General features: G+C 42.5%; 15 protein-coding genes. 8 read left to right on the top strand and 7 right to left on the bottom strand.

The genetic code is table 11. The features are described 5' to 3' along the window. Positions 1 to 47: 47 nt before the first annotated feature. A complete protein-coding gene (locus L8106_RS10945) occupies positions 48 to 437 on the bottom strand; it encodes a hypothetical protein (RefSeq protein ID WP_009784351.1) in 390 nt (129 codons plus the stop codon). A 257-nt stretch (positions 438 to 694) separates the two neighbouring features. On the opposite strand from L8106_RS10945, the gene L8106_RS10940 reads away from it, so the two are divergent. Both L8106_RS10940 and L8106_RS10935 read left to right on the top strand, forming a co-directional pair. Then, a complete protein-coding gene (locus L8106_RS10940; RefSeq protein ID WP_009784350.1) occupies positions 695 to 940 on the top strand; it encodes a hypothetical protein in 246 nt (81 codons plus the stop codon). Between the two features lie 12 nt (positions 941 to 952). Beyond that, the gene (locus tag L8106_RS10935) at positions 953 to 2,059 is read left to right on the top strand and encodes an AAA family ATPase (RefSeq protein WP_009784349.1); all 1,107 of its coding nucleotides are present in this window, start codon (positions 953 to 955) and stop codon (positions 2,057 to 2,059) included. Positions 2,060 to 2,320: 261 nt separating this feature from the next. On the opposite strand, the gene L8106_RS10930 is transcribed toward L8106_RS10935, so the two are convergent. Together L8106_RS10930 and L8106_RS10925 are read right to left on the bottom strand one after the other, a co-directional pair. Further along, complete coding sequence (locus tag L8106_RS10930) at positions 2,321 to 5,053, bottom strand: zinc-dependent metalloprotease (RefSeq protein ID WP_009784348.1); 2,733 nt, start codon at positions 5,051 to 5,053, stop codon at positions 2,321 to 2,323. A gap of 216 nt (positions 5,054 to 5,269) precedes the next feature. Further along, on the bottom strand, positions 5,270 to 8,638 hold the full coding sequence (locus L8106_RS10925; protein WP_050779107.1) for a DUF1574 family protein: 3,369 nt from the start codon (positions 8,636 to 8,638) through the stop codon (positions 5,270 to 5,272). Positions 8,639 to 8,931: 293 nt separating this feature from the next. Between L8106_RS10925 and L8106_RS10920 the strand changes: the two genes are divergently transcribed. The 5 genes from L8106_RS10920 to L8106_RS10905 all read left to right on the top strand — a co-directional run bounded on the left by L8106_RS10920 (position 8,932) and on the right by L8106_RS10905 (position 14,038). After that, on the top strand, positions 8,932 to 9,171 hold the full coding sequence (locus tag L8106_RS10920; protein WP_009784346.1) for a hypothetical protein: 240 nt from the start codon (positions 8,932 to 8,934) through the stop codon (positions 9,169 to 9,171). Positions 9,172 to 9,211: 40 nt separating this feature from the next. Further along, a complete protein-coding gene (locus tag L8106_RS34205; RefSeq protein WP_255348882.1) occupies positions 9,212 to 9,337 on the top strand; it encodes a hypothetical protein in 126 nt (41 codons plus the stop codon). A gap of 94 nt (positions 9,338 to 9,431) precedes the next feature. Beyond that, a complete protein-coding gene (ppc, locus tag L8106_RS10915) occupies positions 9,432 to 12,548 on the top strand; it encodes a phosphoenolpyruvate carboxylase (RefSeq protein ID WP_009784345.1) in 3,117 nt (1,038 codons plus the stop codon). 325 nt (positions 12,549 to 12,873) lie between these two features. Next, positions 12,874 to 13,479, top strand: a complete 606-nt coding sequence (locus L8106_RS10910; RefSeq protein WP_009784344.1) for a hypothetical protein — start codon at positions 12,874 to 12,876, stop codon at positions 13,477 to 13,479. 55 nt (positions 13,480 to 13,534) lie between these two features. Beyond that, positions 13,535 to 14,038, top strand: coding sequence for a YbjN domain-containing protein (locus L8106_RS10905; protein ID WP_009784343.1), 504 nt, complete (start codon positions 13,535 to 13,537; stop codon positions 14,036 to 14,038). Between the two features lie 56 nt (positions 14,039 to 14,094). Here L8106_RS10905 and L8106_RS10900 read toward each other — a convergent pair whose 3' ends face one another. Together L8106_RS10900 and L8106_RS10895 are read right to left on the bottom strand one after the other, a co-directional pair. Continuing rightward, positions 14,095 to 16,536 (bottom strand): putative PEP-binding protein, encoded by a 2,442-nt coding sequence (locus L8106_RS10900; RefSeq protein ID WP_009784342.1) that lies wholly within the window; start codon positions 16,534 to 16,536, stop codon positions 14,095 to 14,097. 268 nt (positions 16,537 to 16,804) lie between these two features. Next, on the bottom strand, positions 16,805 to 17,863 hold the full coding sequence (locus L8106_RS10895; RefSeq protein ID WP_009784341.1) for a dipeptide epimerase: 1,059 nt from the start codon (positions 17,861 to 17,863) through the stop codon (positions 16,805 to 16,807). A 281-nt stretch (positions 17,864 to 18,144) separates the two neighbouring features. Here L8106_RS10895 and L8106_RS10890 point away from each other — a divergent pair, with 281 nt between their 5' ends. Further along, positions 18,145 to 18,873, top strand: a complete 729-nt coding sequence (locus tag L8106_RS10890; protein ID WP_009784340.1) for a GGDEF domain-containing protein — start codon at positions 18,145 to 18,147, stop codon at positions 18,871 to 18,873. A gap of 153 nt (positions 18,874 to 19,026) precedes the next feature. Here L8106_RS10890 and L8106_RS10885 read toward each other — a convergent pair whose 3' ends face one another. Together L8106_RS10885 and L8106_RS10880 are read right to left on the bottom strand one after the other, a co-directional pair. After that, positions 19,027 to 21,231, bottom strand: coding sequence for an alkaline phosphatase (locus L8106_RS10885; protein WP_009784339.1), 2,205 nt, complete (start codon positions 21,229 to 21,231; stop codon positions 19,027 to 19,029). Positions 21,232 to 21,340: 109 nt separating this feature from the next. Beyond that, a complete protein-coding gene (locus tag L8106_RS10880) occupies positions 21,341 to 22,270 on the bottom strand; it encodes a class I SAM-dependent methyltransferase (RefSeq protein ID WP_009784338.1) in 930 nt (309 codons plus the stop codon). Positions 22,271 to 22,322: the final 52 nt, after the last annotated feature.

Here is a 22,322-nt window from a genome sequence, read left to right as displayed (position 1 = left end):
GCTCAATGAGCAAGAGAAGAATTTTCTTCTCCCGGTTTTTTAAGAACTTAATTTGACAGAGAGAATCTCAAAGTTCCAAGGCTCACTACTTGCACAACTCCCTCTTTGTCAATGTAAGAACGTGCGCCATCCATCAGAAGGATGTCGTTTACTTGGTAAGCTCCTGTCCAACTATCATCAATATTATAAGAACGGTCATCAGGACGTTTTCCAGCTCTGAACGTGATAAAAAATGGAGCTACACCATCCTTACCTTGTTGATTACTGAAGACCCAACTAAAACCCCCAATCAAGCCTTCTGTGGTAAATCCTCCTACAGGACTGTAATTTGTCTCATAAATAGCCTGGATTTGACCATTCCATGCGTCCGCCGAGATAACCTGAATTTTGAAGTTGTTGTCTTCAGAAACGTAGGTTCCGAGTCTAGGTACAGACATAGTTTCTACCTCTTCTTTTAACTCTTATTTAACTTCTTCACCTTTAACAAAACCATCGAAGTTTGCGAACTTAAGCAGGAAACTTTACTTCTAACTTTACAAAAACACCTCCAATAGCACATCCAAAAGACTTCTGAGGGGATCTCATCCCTTGACAACCGTATAACATTCGTTAAATTGGATGTGTAAAATATCAATCTTTCTTGAAGAATTGATCTACTTTTTGTTTTTGTTTATCTTCCTTCACACATTTACCTATGCCTACCCTCAAACAACGACGAAGAAAGGTTGCCATTCTAACTCAGCAAGGATTTCAGAAACTCCGAAGCGCAGAATCCCAAACTGACCTTTGGAACGATTTCACCAAATCCTGCACGTTGGAAGTTCTCAGCGAACAAACCGGACTATCAACCCACACTCTCAGCAAGGTTCACGCTCGAAAAAAAGGTGTTGATTTACAAACTTTGGTGCGCTATTTTAACGGTTTTAACCTAACTTTATAACCGGGTGATTATATGTCTCCTATTGGAGATGAAGAAACAACTATACTCGTCCCTTTTACCCCCGAAAGCGAAGCGTTAGTCACAGCATCGCCTCCCAAAAATAATGTGTTGAGTTGGGGTTTAGCGCCGGATGTTTCAGTGTTCTGTGGTCGCGGGATAGAATTGGAAACTTTGAAGCAATGGGTTCTAGAAGATCGCTGTCGTTTAATCACGCTTTTCGGTATTGTTGGTATTGGTAAAACTTGGTTGGCGACTAAATTAGCAGAACAAATACAACCGGAATTCAAAGTTTTGGTTTGGCGGAGTCTTCAACCAATATCGCGATCGCATTCTCCCTTGCCTTTTAGCGATTTTATCGATGATTTGATTAACCATTTCTCCGGCGAGTCTCACCCGACTATTCCAGAATATATCAACGCTAAGATACGGCAATTGATGGATATTTTGAGACACAAACGCTGTTTATTAATTTTGGATAACGTTGAATCTATTCTGCCAAATCATACTCCAAAAACAGCTTCGAGAAATGATTCTGATTATGAAGCCTACAGTCAACTCCTAAAACACTTAGCACAGGCACAACATCAAAGCTGTGTGATACTAACGAGTCGAGTCGAACCAACAGAAATTCAACCCTTTATTGGGGAAAATTTGAGAGTTCGTTCTTTCTGTGTGCGGGGTTTACAAGTTGCAGATATTCAACAGATGTTAAACGCCAAAGGCAAATTTCAAGGAACGGATGATGAATGGAAGCGCCTGGTTGACTATTACGATGGTAATCCTTTGATTCTTTCCATTGTTGCCACCATCATTCAGCGTTTCTTTGATAGCAGTCTCACCAATTTCTTCAGCCACAACACCCTAATTTCTGAAAATATTGGTGAGCTATTAAACGAACAGTTGAGCGCTTTATCCGTACCCGCACAACAAATCATCAAAGTTCTGGCAACTCAAAATGCACCCCTTTCTTTTTCCCAGTTGCGATCGCATCTCGCACCCTCGATCTCAGGAAATACCCTGTTAGGAACTCTGGCGTTTCTCAAAGCGCGATCGCTCATATATACAACATCGGCTCTTTTTTCTCTACATCCCTTGATCGTTAATTATTTCACAAGTTAATTCGTTTGTAACTGCGCTTCTAACGTTTTAACAATGACATGAATTTGACAAATAGAAAAAACCCCTCTCCAAACCTCTCCCCTGGTAGGAGAGAGGCTTTAAAACCTTAATTTTTAATTGAGCTTTAAAGAGATTTAATTCCCTCGCCTTGTAGGAGAGGGGTTGGGGAGAGGTCATTGAGATTTAAGTCCCTCGCCTTGTAGGAGAGGGGTTGGGGAGAGGTCATTGAGTTATATCTAGAACTACTCTAGTTTTAAGTATTCAATTGGTTTGTAACTCCGCTTCTAACGTTTTAACAATGCGATCGCGAGTCATTTCTAAATGCGCCAAGGTGTAAGCATCCATCCGATCCTTCTGTTTTTCTAACCTTTGATCCAAAACTTCTCGCAACTGTTTTAACTGAAACCAAGCTAAGGTTAACGCATCTTCAGGAACATTCACTTCACGCAACACCATTTCAGTTAATAAATTCAAGTGTTCACGCTGCAATGATCGCCGCATTCCTGAAACTTCTATTCCTTTATCCGGTTGTAATACCTCAGTCCAGATACTATTTTGCAATGCTTCAAATAATTCTGGCATAGTGAGTATATTTTTGGATGAAGTTTTCAACTCCAAATCTCGTAACCTCACTAAACGAGTCGGGGCTAAAATTTCTTCTAGAATAGATTTCTGGAACCACAAAATGCGATCGCCAATTCGATATTCTAAGGTCGAATTTACATCAGGATTTCCCCAATCTTGCCAACGAGAAGGCGCTAATTGATTGAGTAAACGAGGGGAAAATTGAAATGCTTCTTCAGAAAATACATATTTCTGTAAACTGACTAACGCCTCACGCTGTTGATTTACAGGAATCGGTTCAAAAGGTAATCGTCCATTTGGATCACCAATTCGGTTACGATTAAATGACTGACCCCCAATATAAAGAGTGATATTTTCCGCGTGATTTTGATAGTAACCAAAGATGGTTTCAAACATCCGTCGAACTTGATCATATCCCTCACCTGCACGGGGAGAATGGCTTTCTAAACGCTCCCACATCGCGATCGCATTATCAAGTTGCCATTGCGAATATTGCAGCATATCACTACTCAAATCAAACGTATTAGCAGCCGGATCAAGAAATACTCCCCAAAAGTCTTCATCAGTTGCAAAAGAAAGTTCGGGTTCACTTGATCGTTGAGCAATTTCTTGTAAAATTTGTTCTTCTTGATAGAGAGTATTCGCAAAAATTGGGGTGTAACCATATTCAATTGCCCATTGATCATAAGGCCCAATAATAATCGGAAAATAATCGCCTTGAGGTTCTCCTTTGGGGGCGAGATTGACAGGGACATAATCCATTACTGATCCAACTAATCCCAAATTATGGGTAATATTTGTGTCATTTAATTGCTCTGGTGATAGTAACGTGCTACCATGAAAATTATGTCTGAGTCCCAATGTATGACCGACTTCATGGGCGGTAAGAAATCTTAAATATTGGTGAACATAGTCTTTGATTTGTGGACTATTTGGGTTTACACCTTGTAATAATGACATCGCCATTGCACCCGTTGCTAACTGACGGTTAGACTCAAATCCAAAGCATAAATGTTCTGAAGAAACATCAGAGGATAAATTTGAGTTGGAGTCAGACGTAATTTGTGACAGAGATAACCGTCCTAACTCACAAGGATTTCGATTAATTAGGGAAGTGCTATTTTGTTGATTATTACTTTGTTGATGACTATCAATTAAAAAACCAATTCCCTGATACAACTTAGAAACCGCATTACTTTCAATTACAATATCGGCATCTAAAATTTGACCCGTTAACGGATTAGTATGAGAAGGGCCATAGCCATTAAATAAAGGTTGAAAAGACGTAGACCAACGAATTGTATTATAGCGCACGTCTGCCGGGTCCCAAGTGGCATCATCAGGCATTTGTTTAACTTGAACTGCATCTTTAAATCCGGCTTTTTCAAAGGCTTTATTCCACATTAAGACCCCTTCAGCAATCGCCTCTCGATATTCCAAAGGAACGCTATTTTCAATCCAAAACACTATGGGTTTAACGGGAGGAGAAAGAGCAGCATTCAGATCTTGTTTGTCTAAATTCCAGCGATTAATATAACGCACAAATGGAGAACGACCTGTCGAATTAGAAATATCTTTGTAGGTACTCGTGAAGTATCCGACTCGTTCATCAGCAAGCCGAGGACGATAACTATTTTCGCTTGGAACTTCGATGAAACTATAGCGAACATTAAGATTAAAAGCACGACTATCGGGAAGCGAAGATAAATTTCTTCCCCGACTTCCACTGTTTTGAGAAAAGCCAAAAACTGACTCTATCTCAATATTTAGTGGAAACGTTTGTACCTGAGAAATATAGGATGTTTCTGCGTCAATACTATAGTTTGAACCGATAAATCTAGAGAAATAATTGCCTAAATTAGATAAATCGCGATCGCTGGTAATAACATTGGTTAAATCAATTAGTATGCTTTGACGCTCGGGATGAGTGCTGAGAATCGGAAGTGAATAGAGAACCGAATCACTAACTGAACGGCTAATAGAACGGCTTTGGGGATCATTCGGTTGGGTTCTAAAGTTAATATTTGGAACCACAAGCTGAACTTTCTTATTTTGAAGTCGCCATTGAAATAAAAACTCGTTTAAATCCAATCCTCGAAAGATTCCTGCTTCACCAATTCCCGATTCTAAACTTATAAAACAGAGATAATTTTTTTGAAATTGTTCAGGGGTGAGTTCGAGATAAACTTTTCCCGTTTCTTGATTGTGATAAAGTGTAAATAATCCTTCTTGTTTTTGACTATTTTGAACAATTTCCTCAAAGGTTTGGTTGACGGCTTGTTCCTGAGCAATCAGCCAAGAGGGGAATGCAGTAGCGGCGTTGAGCGGATGAATGTGTAAGCCTGATAATGCAAAAATTAGCAGTATCGAGAGACTAAACAGCGTAAAAAATGTCTTCACTTTTGTCATTCCTAAGAATCCAACTTAATATCAATAGAAGGTAGGAGGATGGGATTTTCAAAAAACACAAAATATTCAGCACATTAGCACAGATTCAAGGCATCATTAGAAATAGAGGGGTAATATAGCAATACTCATCAAAACTTCCAAGTTTCTGATCAGAGCTTTTCATTGGCTCGATTTCTATTCACAATTCTAACTTGCAATCCGGGTTGTGTCCCAACTCTAACGACTTGTCGGCCAAGAAATCTGTTGCTTTTGAGCCAATAGTTCTGCAACTGCTGCGGCGCCGTATTGATTGAGGTGACTCGGATCAGAGTAATATTCATGAATATCCAACCACTCAAAAGCCAGATTGACAAAAATTAACCCCGTATCCGCTTCAAGTTGCTGCATATGTTCGAGAAACTTTTCTTCATAAGCAGTCCGAACCGAATCGAGATACTCTTGAGTCAGAGGCATATTGACAAACACAATCTCAACATCCTGAGACTGTACATATTCAACTAACTTTTTCAACGCATTGGTCTGTACCCCACTCAATTCAAACCCTTGATAATCGCGATCATAGTAACCCGAAACTTGAGAATATTTTTGATAGTAAGTTTCTGGATCAAACCGAATCGACAAGGGAAGAAAACCATTACTTCCTAACTGGGGAGTCTCCAACGTCGGATTATCTTCAGCATCGGGAAGATCGGGAAGTTCCTGAGATTGTGTGAGTAGATTTTGGTGATTAACCAGCGCTAGCAACCCCTGTTTAAGTCGATCTCGTTGGGGATAGGAAGCCGAAATTTCAATCAATCGTTGATCAAACCAATCTTGGATTTGTTTAATCACAGCCGAGGGATTTTGACCCAACTCCTTTAACGTTAGGAGAGTTTGTTTGAAATCAGAGGCAGATTTCAGTTGTCGAGTTGGAATTCTAAATGTTCCTTGAGCAATTTCTTGATATCCTGTCGAAGCAGTAATCGTCTCATAGGTGCGATCACTACGACCCCCATTCAGCGCCCGCACCCCATCCGCAACAATAATTAATTTCGGTAACTGTTCAGGAGGTAAAATCCGCCGCACAATTAACTCAACCACTTGCGCCGTCGCCCCATTTACCCCGAAGTTAAACACCTTGAGTTGGGGATAACCCGCTTCTGCTAATGCCTTTTCTAAAACCTCTGGATCAATCCCTCGTAACGCCCGAGAACTCCCGACAATCAGAATATCAGGCGGACGTTTTTCTGTGGCAATGTATTCTTGATAACGAGCAAACTGTTCATCAAGTTGAGGACTATTAAACGACGGATACAACAGTTGAGAAAGTTGACACGCCTCGACATTAGAAGCCGTTTGACAAGCATTGAGTTGAGTTTTATTTTGAGGTTGGCTGAGAAATTCTGAGCGATTAAAAACCTCATTTTCCTCGGGAGATTCAGCCGTCGGGGGAGTGGTCGTTTGGATCGCGGAAATCGGCTCAGAGGTTGTCGGGGGTTCAGGCGGAGAAGGCAAATTTTGGGCGGCGATCGCCATCTCCAACTGGGGGTTATTTTCCAAAAATTGACCCATCGCCCAATCCACCTGGACAGCCAGCAAGCAACCTAAAGCCCCCCAAATTAACGCTAATCCGGTTTTAGAATAGGAAGAACTTTCCGATGCCTCTATGGGCGTAAGAACCGCCTCACGACTGACAAACAAACCTGTAGCGAGCAATCCTTGTTGTAGTCGCATCGAGAGTAATTCTAGGGGATCACTCCATTCCAGCCCCCGATGATCTGAGGATAGGGATTCGTGATCTTCGAGTTCATCAGAAGCCAGATCCGGACGCCAAACCAATCCCTCAGTTTGAGTCACTAAATCTCGATGATCACTCTCAGAAAATTCATTGACTTGTTCATCGAGTGTCGGACTACGCTGAGACAACGCCACACCATAACGCCATAAGGGGTGTTTTTGACCCGCTCGCCGACCATAAATTCGCACACCTGCAACGCCCTCAATTTTATGGGTGCGTAGAAATTGCGCCAGGGGGAGAGCCACTTTGGATTGAGAGGGACAGGTTAGTGCTTCTGTCATCACGTGTAGAAGTTTCCCTTTCCGCAGCAGCAATACCCGGACTCCACCTGTGGCGAGTTGATGATCGAGATCGGGGTTAATGAGTTGATTGAGAAGAAAAGTGAGAGCTTCTAGGTTTCCCTGTTGAGCAAGCGTCAGAGGATGATGTTGTAAATCTGGATGCTGATCAGCCGGGAGATTGAGCCAATCAATCCAAATTGGAGATTCTACGGTCTGGGCGGGGTCTTGAGCATCAACCCCATAAACGGTAGCGGCGAGAATTCCTTGGGGGGCGAGAGTATCGAGAATTGGAGCGATCGCCGCCATCACTTTTGCTTGGGCAGGGGCGTTTCGTTGATTTTTTGGGCGAGGGTGAGTAGGTTCGGAGGAAAGGTTCTCGGAAGTGAGAGTTTCACAAAATAAATGGAGGGTAGATTCTTTGAGGGTGGCGCGCACCTTAACGTTGGACTCCTCTAGCTTTTGATTGAGGATGCGACCAATAGCGGCCTGTGAACCCCAATGCGCCCAATTTTTGAGAATTTCGACCGGAGGGGTGAGATCAATGCGTAACATCCAATCAGGCCGGGGTTCTCCCTGAACTTGCAATAAAATACAAGCATCCCGAAAGTTTTCTAGCTGCAATTGTCGCAAGCGTTCGGCGATGGGTTCAGCCAACAGAGACGGATCTGGACTGTAAGCCGATTCACAACGTACCCACAAACGACGGGTTGAGGTTTCTGTGGTTGCCCTGGCGGAACGTTTTTTAGAGCGTTCTTTGACGCTGACTTTAACGCTGACTCCTAAATTTCCCAGAATTTCACTGAGATAACTGGCGATCGCTTGGCTGTGACCACGACGGGCGAGGGTTTCTGTCGAAACGGTTAGAGGCGCTTGAATTGGCTCTGAGGGGGTTAATTCCGAGGGTTTGGTCTGGGTGGCGGTTGCTCGGGAATTCCCGGCGTTAGAGGGATTTTTGAACTCACTCCGATTGCTTGAGAGTTGTTCGGTTATGGGGGAAAGTTCTCGTTGACCGTTCGATCCCGTTGCAGGAGAATCACTGGGTTCATGGGTTTGGGCGATCGCTTTTTGAGGTTCACGATCACGGGTAGCCATCTCCAACGGTTGGGCTTCTTCCGGTTCCAGGTTTTTACTAGAGACAGACTTTGCTTCTGCTACGGGATGTTCGAGAGGTTCATCCTCTGTTGTGGGGGGACGACGACTCCAAATTCCGCCGAGTTTCTCCCAGACCGATTTTTGTTCTGTTGGGAGATCGGACTCAGATGGGGGTGAGGGTAATGTCAAGGGTTCATTCGTCGCAGGTTGAGAAGAATTACACTCCAGTTTGACCGTCCATTCCGGACGTTTGGCACCCGGTTGACGACCACTGAGAAAGACTTTATAAACAGGAGGGGCTTCCGGAGGTAATAATGTACTCAAACTGGTTTGTTCGAGTGCGATTGAAAACTGAGATACTGCTATTTTTTCACGGGGACACGGAGTTGATTCACACAAAACGTGCAGGTGATTTCCCCGTAACCGGACTTGCATCCGGACATCTGACAGTCCGATTGCTTTTTCAGTCCATTGTGTTAGTGTTGACCAATCTTTCGCCAAGACGCTCCCAATTGTACTAAACTCGACCCACTGTTTCGTCTTCGATAATACCGTGCTAGAGCTTAGAGTTGTAGTGGTTGCTGGTGTATGAGTTCTTCGAGCCTTGCCATACAGCTTTCCGGAGGATTAGAAATCCGAAGCTGGTTTCGCACTCCCCAACTCCCTAAAACCAGCTTCTTGAGCAAAATTTAGTTAAAATAATTTTAAAGAAATCAAAGGAAATATCTATGCAATCTCGCGATCAAACCCCCTCGGAGGCTTCCCCCGACGACGAGACTCAGGGGATGAAAATTCCATCGGACTTCCTGCTGAGTGTCGCAACAGCGCCATTGATGTTGGTGTTGATGGGTGGTAAATTTATGTCGAATACGATGCTAGAAATGAGTCGGAGCAGCGAAGCCGTCTTTCAAGGTGAGCGTCTTCCCGTTCTCAATTTTCCCCATCCGAGTTCCCAAGAAGAAGAATAAACGCGATCGCCGGATCAGGTCATTCTCGCTCTAAAATTTGATGGGTAAGCAAATCGGGCGATCGCCAAGAGGAGGATTTCCCCAACGATTCACGGGTCAATGTTCACGGGTGACGCTCAAAGCAGTTCCCCGTTGTCAAAAAATCATTGGGTTTAGACAAGATTAATCCAAAGTTTAGGAATTTAACCTTAAAAATCTATGATTTTCGGGAGATTAACCCCTACAATAAGGCATAATCTTGCCAAACAGGAACAGGCCCTATGAGTTCACTGCTCCACCCTTCAGATCAGGTCTCTAACAAAATTGTTTCATCCAACGGTACATTAACCGAGAGCGATTTATTATTGCGGAATCGCCTTAAAATAGTGGAAGATTTGTGGGAGTCAGTCCTGCGTCAAGAGTGCGGTCAAGAATTAGTGGATTTACTAAACCAGATGCGCTCAATGACCTCTCCAGAGGGACAAGCATCTCACTTTCAAGAGTCTAACGTTTTACAACTGGTTGAACAGCTAGATATCAATGAATCCATTCGTGCGGCTCGTGCTTTTGCACTCTACTTCCAGCTCATTAACATCGTAGAGCAACATTACGAACAACGCGAACAACAACAGGCTTATACAAAGGGACTATCAACTGAGAAGCAACCCCTTTTTCCGGCGGATCAAAAAAACTCGGTTTTTGAAACTCGCAACCAACGGTTCTCCGATGAACGAGAATATCCGTTGAATCTCTCTGATATCTCAGCCAAATCTCAAACCGAACAGGAATTAGCCACTTTTCACTACCTGTTCCCGATGTTGCGAAGCTTGAACGTTCCTTCCCAACTGATTCAGAGATTAATCGATAACTTGGATGTTCGCTTGGTGTTTACCGCACACCCTACAGAAATCGTTCGTCATACGATCCGCACCAAACAACGTCGGATCGCCAAAGTCCTACAACAACTTGATAACGTCGATCAAAATACCAGTTCGTTGAGTGAAAATAAGACCCACGATCAGACTTCAACGTTGTCATCGTGGACCGATGAACTGTATGAACAACTCACAGAAGAAATTCGCTTGTGGTGGCGTACCGATGAACTCCATCAGTTTAAACCCACAGTCCTTGATGAAGTAGACTATACCTTACACTACTTCCAAGAAGTCTTATTTGATGCGATTCCCCAACTCTATCAACGCATCAAACACGCCTTACACGCCTCCTTCCCCTATTTAAAGCCCCCTAGATACGATTTTTGTAAATTTGGCTCTTGGGTGGGGGCGGATCGCGATGGAAACCCCTCTGTCACTCCCGAAGTGACCTGGCGAACAGCTTGCTATCAGCGCCATCTGGTTCTGGAAAAATACATCGGTGCGGTAGAGTATCTCAACGGACTCCTGAGCTTATCCCTGCACTGGAGTGATGTTCTCCCTGAATTACTCGAAGCCCTCGATCGCGATCGGGTACAACTCCCAGAAATCTACGATAAACTGGCTATCCGCTATCGTCAAGAACCCTATCGTCTGAAACTCGCCTACGTTCAAAAACGACTCGAAAATACACGCGATCGCAACTGGCGACTTTACAATAGCGATGATGTCACCCTAGAGCGGGAAAAACTGGTTAGCCCCGATAAGAGTATGGGGAGTTTTTACCAATCTGGCAGCGAATTTCTCGATGAACTGACCCTAATTCAGCGCAATTTACACGAAACCGGGATTGAATGTCGAGATCTCGAAGATCTTCTCTGTCAAGTTCAAATTTATGGGTTCTCTCTGGCTCGTCTCGATATGCGTCAGGAGTCGTCGGTTCACTCCAACGCTCTCAGTGAAATTGCCGACTATCTAGAAATCTTACCCAAATCTTACAACGAACTCTCAGAAGCTGAACGTTCCCTGTGGTTGTCTACAGAACTGCAAACCCGTCGTCCTCTGATTCCGTCTGAACTCCCCTTTTCTGAGAAAACCTGCGAAACCATTCAAACCTTCCGAATGATGCGGGATTTACAACGGGAATTCGGCCCAGAAATCTGTCAAACCTATATCATCAGTATGAGTCACGAAGTCAGTGACCTACTGGAAGTTCTGCTTTTGGCCAAAGAAGCTGGACTCTATGATTCAGCAACCGGAATTCCTAATCTGCAAGTGGTACCGCTGTTTGAAACCGTAGAAGATCTCAAACGCGCTCCGATTGTGATGAAGAATTTGTTCGATTTACCTCTGTATCGTGCCATGCTCGGCGGGGGTTATGAACATTACCAGTCCAACAACACTCCAGAGTTAGATCGCTCCCTCCAAGAGATTATGTTGGGCTATTCCGATAGTAACAAGGATTCGGGTTTCCTCAGTAGTAACTGGGAAATTCACAAAGCTCAAAAAGCCCTGCAAAAAGTGGCAGAATCCTATAATGTGAGTCTCCGCATCTTCCACGGACGAGGCGGTTCAGTGGGACGAGGAGGGGGACCCGCTTACAAAGCGATTTTAGCTCAACCGGGTAAAAGTATTAGCGGTCGGATTAAAATTACTGAACAAGGTGAGGTTCTCGCGTCTAAATATTCACTCCCGCAACTGGCTCTTTATAACCTCGAAAGCGTTTCCACCGCAGTCATTCAAGCCAGCCTACTTCATACCGGGTTTGATGAGATTGAAACGTGGAACCAGATTATGGAAGAATTATCGGTGAAATCGCGATCGCATTATCGCGCCTTGATCTACGAACAGCCTGATTTGGTGGAGTTCTTTGATCAAGTCACCCCGATTCAAGAAATTAGCCAACTGCAAATTAGCTCTCGTCCGTCTCGACGTAGCGGTGACAAGAAAAAAGATATTTCGGGTTTAAGAGCCATTCCCTGGGTATTTAGCTGGACTCAGAGCCGTTTTCTGCTTCCTTCTTGGTATGGAGTGGGTGCGGCATTACAAGAATTTGTTCAAAAAGAACCCGAGGAACATATCAAACTGTTGCGCTACTTTTACTATAAGTGGCCGTTCTTCCGCACAACGATTTCTAAAGTGGAAATGACCCTAGCGAAAGTGGATATGCAAATTGCTCACCACTACGTTAGAGAGTTGAGCGCCCGTGAAGATTTGGCTCGCTTTGAGGTGTTGTACGAACAAATTTCTCAAGAATTTCAGCTTACCCGTCAACTGGTTCTCGAAATTACCGAGCATGAACGCTTGTTAGATGGTGATCCCACCTTGCAACGATCAGTCCAGTTACGCAATGGTACGATTATTCCGTTAGGTTTCCTGCAAGTGGCTTTGTTGAAGCGTTTACGTCAGCATGGAGTCGCCAGTGCGCCCGGAGTGATTCATTCACGCTATAGCAAGGGTGAACTGTTACGCGGTGCATTGCTTACCATTAATGGTATTGCTGCTGGAATGCGAAATACAGGCTGATTTCAGCGAACAGAGATCAGTAACCAGTCAACAGTGTGTATGGTGATCAGTTTGGTGAGCAATTGCCTGTAAACTTTTCACTGTACCCTCTGAACTGGTCGCTGTTTGAGGGTGACTGTATAACTGTTCCCTGTAACCTGTAACCTGTTGACTAATTTTCTTGCGAGACCGAGAAAAACGTGTTATTGATAAGAGGTGATCGAGCTGGAGTGAAAAGGTATCGATATCGGTACGTGGACATTGCACTCGGATTCAGCAACGCTAACGGCACACAAAACCCATCCGTTGGTCAATTTGACTTCAGTAGACTGAGCAATCACTATTCATGTATTCAAAACTGGTTCCACTCAATATACCTAGTGGCTGGGCGATCATTCATAATGCTTTCGGAGATGAAGATCCCTTAATTCGAGACGGTGGAATTGTCAATTCTCACTTTTACAATGAAGATTTACTGTTAATTAAGCCGATCACTTTAGAGGGAACAAGTTCAACTGTCGATCAACAGGGTTATACGTTTAAACTCGGTTGGTTTCCTCATGGAAATCCTCACGGTTGTTATCGGTTAACTTTGTGGAAAGGAGAAGCCGAAGGTGCTGTTTTTCAGTACGAGTCTAAAGAACGTCAAACCATTCGTCGAGTGATCGAACGCTGTTTTCAATTAATCACGAACGGGGTTAATGCTGACCAGATTAAAACCGAAATTCAAGCGGATGCAAAAAGCCTCGAAAAAAATCACCGTATTTTTTCAGGAACCCGCAAACGAATCTTTGATAACCAGAAATTTGTAGAAAAGAAAAATCGGCTTACTTATAGTCAGGTTGGTTTTTATTGGCCTGTTTACTATGAAGTCAGTAATATTATTTGTCTGGAGCCGAAGTTAAATCAGGTGAGGGATGATATGATTACACCTGACAATAAAAAGCTGTAAATTTTCCAGCGTATAAAAAAATAGCCTAAGTGGTTTTTAGGAGATCAATAGAATTATGATTGCTTCTGAACAAAATCCCCAAACAGTCACGAAAGAAAATCTCCCGGATCGACCTCTATTTGAGGTACTGCTAGAGTTCTTTGACGAAGATGGTTGGGTTTTTAAAGAAATCGAACATCGGAGAGTTTTAGCACTCGGAATTGAAGGGAATAATGGTCGATTTGACTGCTACATGATCGCTCGCGAAGAAGAAAAACAATTAAGCGTTTATTCTGTATTTCCGGTAAAAGTTCCTGAATACAAACGCTACAATGTGGCGACGTTTATCACGATGATCAACTATGGGATTATCATCGGAAACTTTGAAATGAATTTCTATGATGGGGAAATTCGCTATAAAACCAGTTTAGATGTCGAAGGTACTCAATTGTCCTCAACGTTGGTGAAGCATTTAGTTTATTCTAATGTGACCACAATGGATAAATATCTACCGGGGATCATGTCTGTGATCTTTGGAAATTTATCCCCCGAAGAAGTGATTTCTCGCATGGAAAACTAAGCATTATCGAGACAATAAACCGAGAGGTGGATGATTTTGAAATCCCCTCTTAGGTTCTAGTCTTTAAGCCTGGAACGAGAATGTTCTAACATTAGTAAATGTTCCGCCCGAGCGATCGCAAGATAGGTCTTTTCAATTGCATCAGGATTCACCGAAATCGAAGTCACTCCCCAACGGACTAAATAATCAATTAACTCTGGATATAATACCGGAGCATCCCCACAGATAGAACAAGGAATTTTCGCTTTCCTCGCCTCTTTAATCAGTTTTTGAATCACTTTCAGCATTGCTGGATGTAACTCATTGAGATGAGAAAGTTGACAAGTTTGATTGCGATCAATACCCAAAAGAAATTGAGTCAAATCATTGGTTCCAATTGCAATTCCTTGAACTCCCGCTTTGATATAATCCGAGACTAAAAAGACAACAGAGGGAACTTCCGCCATAATCCAAACTTGAAAATGAGGATTGCGGGTTAATCCAGTTTTCTCGATATAGCGACGATAAATACAAAATTCCTCAACCGATCGCACAAAAGGTAAAATCAGACGAATATGATTAAAACCCAACTGATTGAGCTTTGATAAAACTGCAAGTTCCAACTCAAATAAAGTCGAATATTGGTCTTGACAATGATTATCGCAGTGAGAGACAGTCGTTAACGCCGCCAACTCAGAATTTTCCCCATTCCAGAACGGTCTAACCTCTTGGTGAAACTCCCGTAAATCCAAAGCCCGGTAACATAAAGGACGAGGTGCAATTGTCGATGCAAGCTGCTGAAGATCAGCGACCATTCCCTCAATAAATTTAGACTGATTTTGAGGGTGTAACCACTGACGAAAATCGACTGAAGGATTCTCCGAGTTTAACAAATCTAAAGCCATCAGTTCCGAACGGACTAAGCCCACTCCATCAATCGGTAAGTCTTTGAAATTTTTGAGTCGTAGAAAAGAACTCGATTGACTCACATTAACCATCAATTGAGTCGCAATCGGCACCCGTAACCAATTCTCCGAAATAATCGGTTTTGTCTCTAAATTTGTTTCTAACGTCGAAAAAGGCTGATCAGTCGTCATATTCTGACTCAGAATCCGATGAACTTCTCCACGATCCCCATCAACGAGAACGGATTCTCCCATTTTAATCTGCTCAGTCGCGGATTGAACTCCAATCACCGCCGGAATTCCTAGCTCTCGCGCTAAAATTGCACCATGTCCGGTCATTCCTCCCTGTTCGGTGATTAAACCCGCCGCCCGTTGGAGTAAGGACAGCAATTCCGGTATCATGGTTTTCACGACCAAAATTGCTCCGGTTGGAAACAGATGGGTTTGAACCTGAGAAGGAGTGGCGAGTATATAGGCTTTCCCCACGATTCGCCCGGAAGATGCGGCAATTCCTCTAAGATCCCCCGAAGATTTTTCAGAGTTAATCTCCGAGTCAATCCCAGAGTTATTTTTGGGGATGGAATCAGCATCAACAATACAGACACGGGAAATAAAAAATTCACACGACTCACACATGATCCACTCAATCAATCCAGATTTTCCTAAATGTGTTGCGATGGGTTTGACTAATTCCATTAAGGATTGCAGTTGAGCGGGTTTGAGTACGGATTCTTGATACTCTGGCCCTAATAATTTGGCTTCTATCGGGCTGTGCAGAGGGGATAGAGTACATTGAGCCAACCCACTCCATTGACCCTCTAGATTGCTGAGTTGAGTGCTTGTAGAGGATTTTAAACTGTAACCAATTGTTTTATAACCGAGTTTTTGGTGTTGCAGTTCTTGAGTTTGGGGGTTGATTTGATAATGATCGGGGTGAGTTTGTCCCCAGAATGTCGCTAATTCTAAGCCCCAAGTCGCCTTAATATCCCAAACTTCAGCATCAAAACGAACTGAACCTGAAGCGATCGCCTCCGGAATCGGTTGTACTAAAATAGTCGGTTGAAGATGTGCCAGTTGGATATTGTTGCGTTGCCAATACAATAAATTTCTCGCCCGAAATAACTCCGCCCAAGCTTGTTTAATCCCGAGTTCAACTGTATCGAGTTTTGCCCAACTCATCACCGGATCAAATAATCCATTGGTGGGGATCAAGGGAAATCTTAAACTGGGATGAAAGATCAAAGCCTGAGCGTTAAGGGTATTCAGTGATGATTGCAATATTGATCTAAATTCTGAAGATAAGCTGGATGTAATGATTTGATGACGAATCCGTTGGGCGATCGCTTGTAGTTGTCGCGGATCTTTGAGATCAATATGTAATGAAGATGTTGGAAAGTCAACTAATATAGGTTCTTGCCAGTCTATTGTTTCCAAGAACTCCCGATAAATTTTGGCACTCACCACAAAGCCAGGGATAACCGGATAACCCTCTTGAATCAAGTCACCCAAGTAAAATCCTCTATCCCCAACAATTGATCGGTCTGTGGGGCGAATGTTGTGCAGCCAATGTAAATTTTCCACGCCATCAGCAGTAGTTAATAGACTGAAAGACACCTTAGTATATTTTATTATTACAAAGTCGCTTTTATTGTAGCGAAAGCCCTCGCCAATAGTCAGGCTGGATTAATCAATCAGACATCAATCTCTCCGAAAGTCAGAAGTAGTGATCTTGTTTGTCTTCTTAATCGGTTTTATTAAATTTTTCCCATTCACTAAAACAGTGTTTTCGTTAAAATTGATTCTCTGGCCTGAAAAGAGTGGTGTGAGTTTACCATTTGAAGATGAATATCCTGTGTTTGAAGGGAAGTAATGATTAACCATTTTAATCTTGGAGTTCTATTTTCCTCACTCCTAATCCGGGTAAATCATTGGGAATTAAACATCCTTGTTTCACTGTAGCACCCGTAAAGGGATCATCAATTAAATTGAGGTGGGAATCTAAATCCAGATAGTCAACAAGCGAGGCTAAATGAGAGGCGGCTGTATTGGCTAAACTACTATCAGAATAACAGCCAAACATCACCTGCAACCCAAACGCTTTGGCTGTGTGTACCATCCGCAACGCTTCCGTTAACCCCCCCGATTTCATCAGTTTAATATTAATCCCATGAACAAAACGAGCCAATAAAGGAATATCCCGACTATTGAAACAACTTTCATCTACAAAAATCGGCAAAGGAGATTGAGCATAAAGCTGAGGAAGCTGTTGTAATGCGATATCAGCCGCTAACGGTTGTTCAACATATTTAACCCCGAACCCGGCTAACCAATTACACATTTTGATCGCATCTGAAAAATTCCAGCCTCCATTTGCATCCACATACAACACTGTATCAGCAGGGGCTGACCTTTGAACCGCCCTGAACATTTCTTGATCCGCTTCGATCCCTTGGGGGCTACCCAATTTCACTTTCAAGACTCGTACATCGAGATAATTCAACCAATCTCTGACTCTGGCTTTCGCCCCTTCTGGGGTATTAATCCCAATTGTCACCGAAATCGGAACACTGCGATCGCGATCCAACCCCCATAACCGCCACAGGGGTAATCCCACTTTTTTTCCCAACCAGTCGTGAAACGCAATATCCAACGCCGCCCAAGCCCCCGAGGGAAGTTGACTCTCTTGCAAAATCAGTTCAATCCGTTGTCGATCTAGGGGAGTTAAGGCTTCTAGCTTGGGAATTACGGATTCTAAAGCCATCACGAGCGTTTCCGTCGTTTGAGATTGATCGCCGATCGAAAAAGGCGAAGCTTCTCCCCAACCTTCGATCCCATCTTGTTCGACTTTCAGCCAAATATTCGTTGATCCGGCTGTGGTTCCCCGACTAATGGTGAGGGGAAAACGTTTATGAACCGTGAAGGTTTGAACTTGAAGTTGCATAGTAGCGCTAGTGGCTCAATGGGGTTGGTGGTGGGAGGATAAGCGATTACACCTATTGCTGTCTTTCGCTCAATATCAGCTTTGACCCTTACTTTAACGCCGAGAGCTATTAATTTTATGTGACACTCATCACCTTTGCGACTTCTAGGGTGTCACAAGCTCAAACAGGTTTCCCTCACGAGAATACTTCGGAATTCTCACAGGATTTCGAGAATGTCATCACTTCTATATTTGGGGTTGTGATTGATACTAGATCTTGTAGTTCGGTGCATCCTAAAAAAATGTCAAATATGTTTAACCTCAAAGCGATCTTGTTCTCAATGCGTCAACGATTCAACCGAAATTCTAAAACGGATTTAACGATTTTGAGCTTACATCAAGTGATTCAACATCAAAATCAAATGCTACAACAACTGCAATCGGAAAATAAAGAATTGAAATATTTGGCAAATTTAGATGAGCTAACTCGACTCGCTAACCGTCGCAAGTTTTATGCTTATTTATATGAAGAATGGGAAAAATGCAGTGAACAATCTTTATCGGTGATTATCTGTGATGTTGATTTTTTTAAAGCTTACAACGATACTTATGGTCATCTTGCTGGAGATGTTACTTTAAAACAAATTGCAGAAGCTATTCAAAAGGCTGTTCAAGAAATTCTTGATCCCAATTCTTTTCTTGTTGCTCGTTATGGTGGTGAAGAATTTGCGGTAATTCTTCCTCAGTTAGAGACTGAACAAGCTCTAGAGATTGCTGAACAGATTCGCTCCCATGTTGCTGCTCTCAAAATTCCTCACAAACAGTCAAAAGTTAGCTCCTGTGTTACTTTGAGTTTGGGAGTTGCGACTCGGAAACCGGAGGATAAATTATCACCTTTAGAGCTGTTGATGAATGCGGATAAAAGTTTGTATAAGGCTAAATCCAAAGGACGTAACCGGGTTGTCTATAGCTATTTGCAACACAGAAGTTGTGAAACTAATGCTTTCTGTTCCTGCTGTGAATCAGCTTGAAGTTTAGAAGTCCTAAGATTCAGATTATCATCTGATCAAGTTTGCTCGTTTTCCTCACACAATTATCTGAAATCACATCTACCTTTTGTGAAAATATGAAAATCTTTAATTAACAAATAATTTGAAATTGATCTCTAAATTTAGAGCAAAGATTTACTGATTCAAAACTGGATTAATTCTAAATTGACTGACAATTTGAGGTGAACGATTAATAATCGTAACCGGAATGGTTTCAACCTCCTCTTGAGTATAGGGTTCAATTCCATAAACTGTCACTTGTAACTGTTGAGTTTGGGAATCAATTACAAATTCTGTCCAGCCAAATGTATGAGCCGCTACATATGATCCCTCGATTAACTCTACATCAATTTCTGAATCTTCTAACCCAATGGGATCATAACCAAAATTCACAATTCGATCATCTAAAACCTCTTGGATAAACTCATTTCTTGCGGGTTGAGTGTCCAAACCAAAATAAACATCTTTGAGTTCAGGAGACAGTAAATCATCCGGTGTTAATGCGACAGTAGCAGCGCCAAAAGGTGCCGCAATTTGTTCGTTTTCTAATTCTAACTGTACCGCAGTCGGTTGAACCGTAATTTCAAAACTATTGGTTTGAATTTGAGGTTGTTCAAAATCGGTTTGATAGGTGAGATTATTGACAATTGTACCATTTGCCTCTCCCGATAAAAATACAACATTATCAATCCTATTTTCATCAATAAACTGTAATAAATCATTGCGTTCATCAGCATAGCCTTCCCATCGATCTTCCGCCTCAAAAAAGCCTAAATTTTGGATGGGAACCGGGGAAAAAATAAACTTCCAAGTAATTCCTGCACTCTCTGATGCTAATAAATCATTCTTTAATTCTTCTAATTGTGCTGCTCCTAATAACGTTCGATTGGGTGTAAATGTTTGTTGAAAAAATTGATTAACTTGCGCCTCTGTGGGAACGTCAGTCAGTGGGAATAAGCTTTCATCTCGGAAAGAACGAGTATCTAAAATAAACGCAGCCCCAGCTTGTCCATAAGGAATTGCTCGATACAGTTTTCGCTCATTTGCTGTGCGAGGATCTCCTGTTTCTCCATAAAATAAGTTCCGTAAAGGTTTAGAATTTTGGAAGGCGTTTAAAGCAGTTTCAAACAAAGGTGTATCATTCACAAATTCTCCCTCTGTTCCAAAAATAGCCTGAGTTAATAAACGACTCGTTGGCGCAACTCCTCCAGCAAAATTATTAATTAAATCTTGATCATCCCACACTGAAAAAATTGGCGTTGATGACCCTAAATTAGCTAAGGGATTAATTCCAGATCGTTGAGAAATTGTTTCGTTATATTTTGTGTTAAACTCAAGAGCAGTAATCGCTTGAGAAACTTTAGGTAAATCGGGGGAAATTGTATTGGCTGAAATTGTATCACCCAATTGTACAAAAAAGTCTAAATTGCGTTCAGGAGCATTAATTAAAGCCGGATAAGGAGCGAGTTCACCTTGAATTGTTCCACTGACTCCAAATCTTAACCCCTGTTGAGTCTCTATTGGGGGAACGGTTCTAAAACTTCCTACTTCACGAGTTCCTAAAGCATTGGTAACGCGATAAAAATATTGAGTTCCGGGTGCTAAATTCCCGATTTCAACTTTAACGGGTTCAATAATATTATTAATCGGTTGGATTTGTGATGTGATAATTTGAGTAAAGTTGGGATCAGTTGAAACTTCAAACTCTATTTCTCCTGAAACTGTATTTCGAGTTAATAAAATTGCTGAAGTTTGAGTCACATCTCCCACACTCACTTGGTTAGGAAAAGGAGAACCATCTGGAGAAAGAAACGCGCTAAAATTTCGATTTTGAGCCGCACCAATATCAAGATAATGTTCTATTCCAGTCAGTTCATCCCGTTCAACGGCGACAGCAACATCGGGGTTTTGAGATAAATAATAATTGGGATTATATAAAAGACTGGGGGCGCGATCTTCAAATTGACCAAATTTAACAAAGTGTTCAATTGCGGTTAAAATCCCCTCATTCACAATTGTATTCACATCGGGATTTTGAGTTAAATAAAACAGCGTATCAAATAACGGACTGGGGTTGCGTCTTTCAAATTGACCAAATTCGATAAAATGTTGAAAACCGTTATTAATAATCCCTTGTGTCACCGCATCCCGAATATTAGGGTTCGCCGCGAGATAGTCGAGTTCGCTATACAATGGACTCGGTTGGCGGACTTGAAACTGACCCGACTCAATAAAATGAGCAAATCCACTCTCAATGATCCCCGCTTCTACTGCTGCTTCTACATCGGGATTATTTGCCAAATAAAAGGCTTCATTAAACAGATCTTCTGCATTTAACATAGCGGAAAAATAGGAAATTTTAGACGGGGATCATTGTCGTGCGGGTTCCATACAGATCTATGTTTCTAATCAATAACATTAATCAACCTACCCCTCTTTAAACTCAACTTTAGAGAACCTTGGCGATCGCCGTGCGATGACGAGGGCTATTATAATTTAAAGTGACAAGTTGAAAACCCGTATCTGTTAACGTTTGTTCTAAATTTAAACTAAAATATTCATCTAAATAGGGTTCAGTGCTTTTGAGTAACGTAAAAACAAAAGGAGGCATTCGAGTAATCACTTCTGAGTGGGGGTTCATATCCATAACCGCAATATACCCACCTGGACGCAAAATCCGTCGCGCTTCTTGAAAAATTTGTTGCGTCGCAACTTGAGGCAATTCGTGACAAATTAAACACAATGAAACCAAATCAAAACTCTTTTTCGGTAAATTTGTCGCTTCTGCGGGTGCATGAACCCAAGTCGGTTGAGGATATCCTTGTTTTTGCCACTTTTGACTATTGTATTGAGCAACGGCTAAAAAGTAGGGAGACAGATCAACCCCAGTAATTTTGGCTGTTGGATACAGGTTTTGCAGGGTCAGGGTACTCATTCCTACACTGCACCCCAGGTCTACAATATCCTGTAAATCTGTCGGTAAATGAGCTTGTAAAACGTCGTTGTAACTCTGACGCAGACGGTGATCCCCTTCAACCCCCGCTTCTGGCCAGATTTTGGCATGAACCGCATAGGCGGCGACTTCGACTTCCACTGCTGCTTGCCAACTGAGATTTCCCTCGTCATAGGCATGAAACGGACGCAGATAATATTCAGGATAGTTTAATTGGGGATTGTGAACTTGATTAAATTCGTTGTCCCAATTGCGTGAAAGCAGGGCTTCAGCTTGTTGACGCCAGGGAACTCCCAGCTTTTCGGCTCGCTCAATCATCATCTGACGGGCTTGATGTTTGGCAAGATTAAATAAAGGTTTAACCGCTAGAAATCCATTCACGAAACGGGATGCGAGTCCAGGTTGAGTCGTTTTGCTGACAGTCATGGTGGTTTTTAGATGGGTATTGAGAGACGGGTGATCAACTCAACCCTATAGT

Origin of the sequence: Lyngbya sp. PCC 8106 (genome assembly GCF_000169095.1) — a bacterium.
Taxonomy (GTDB): Bacteria; Cyanobacteriota; Cyanobacteriia; order Cyanobacteriales; family Microcoleaceae; genus Capilliphycus.
Note: the sequence above shows the minus strand (reverse complement) of the source record. Positions and strands in the feature narration are given on the sequence as shown.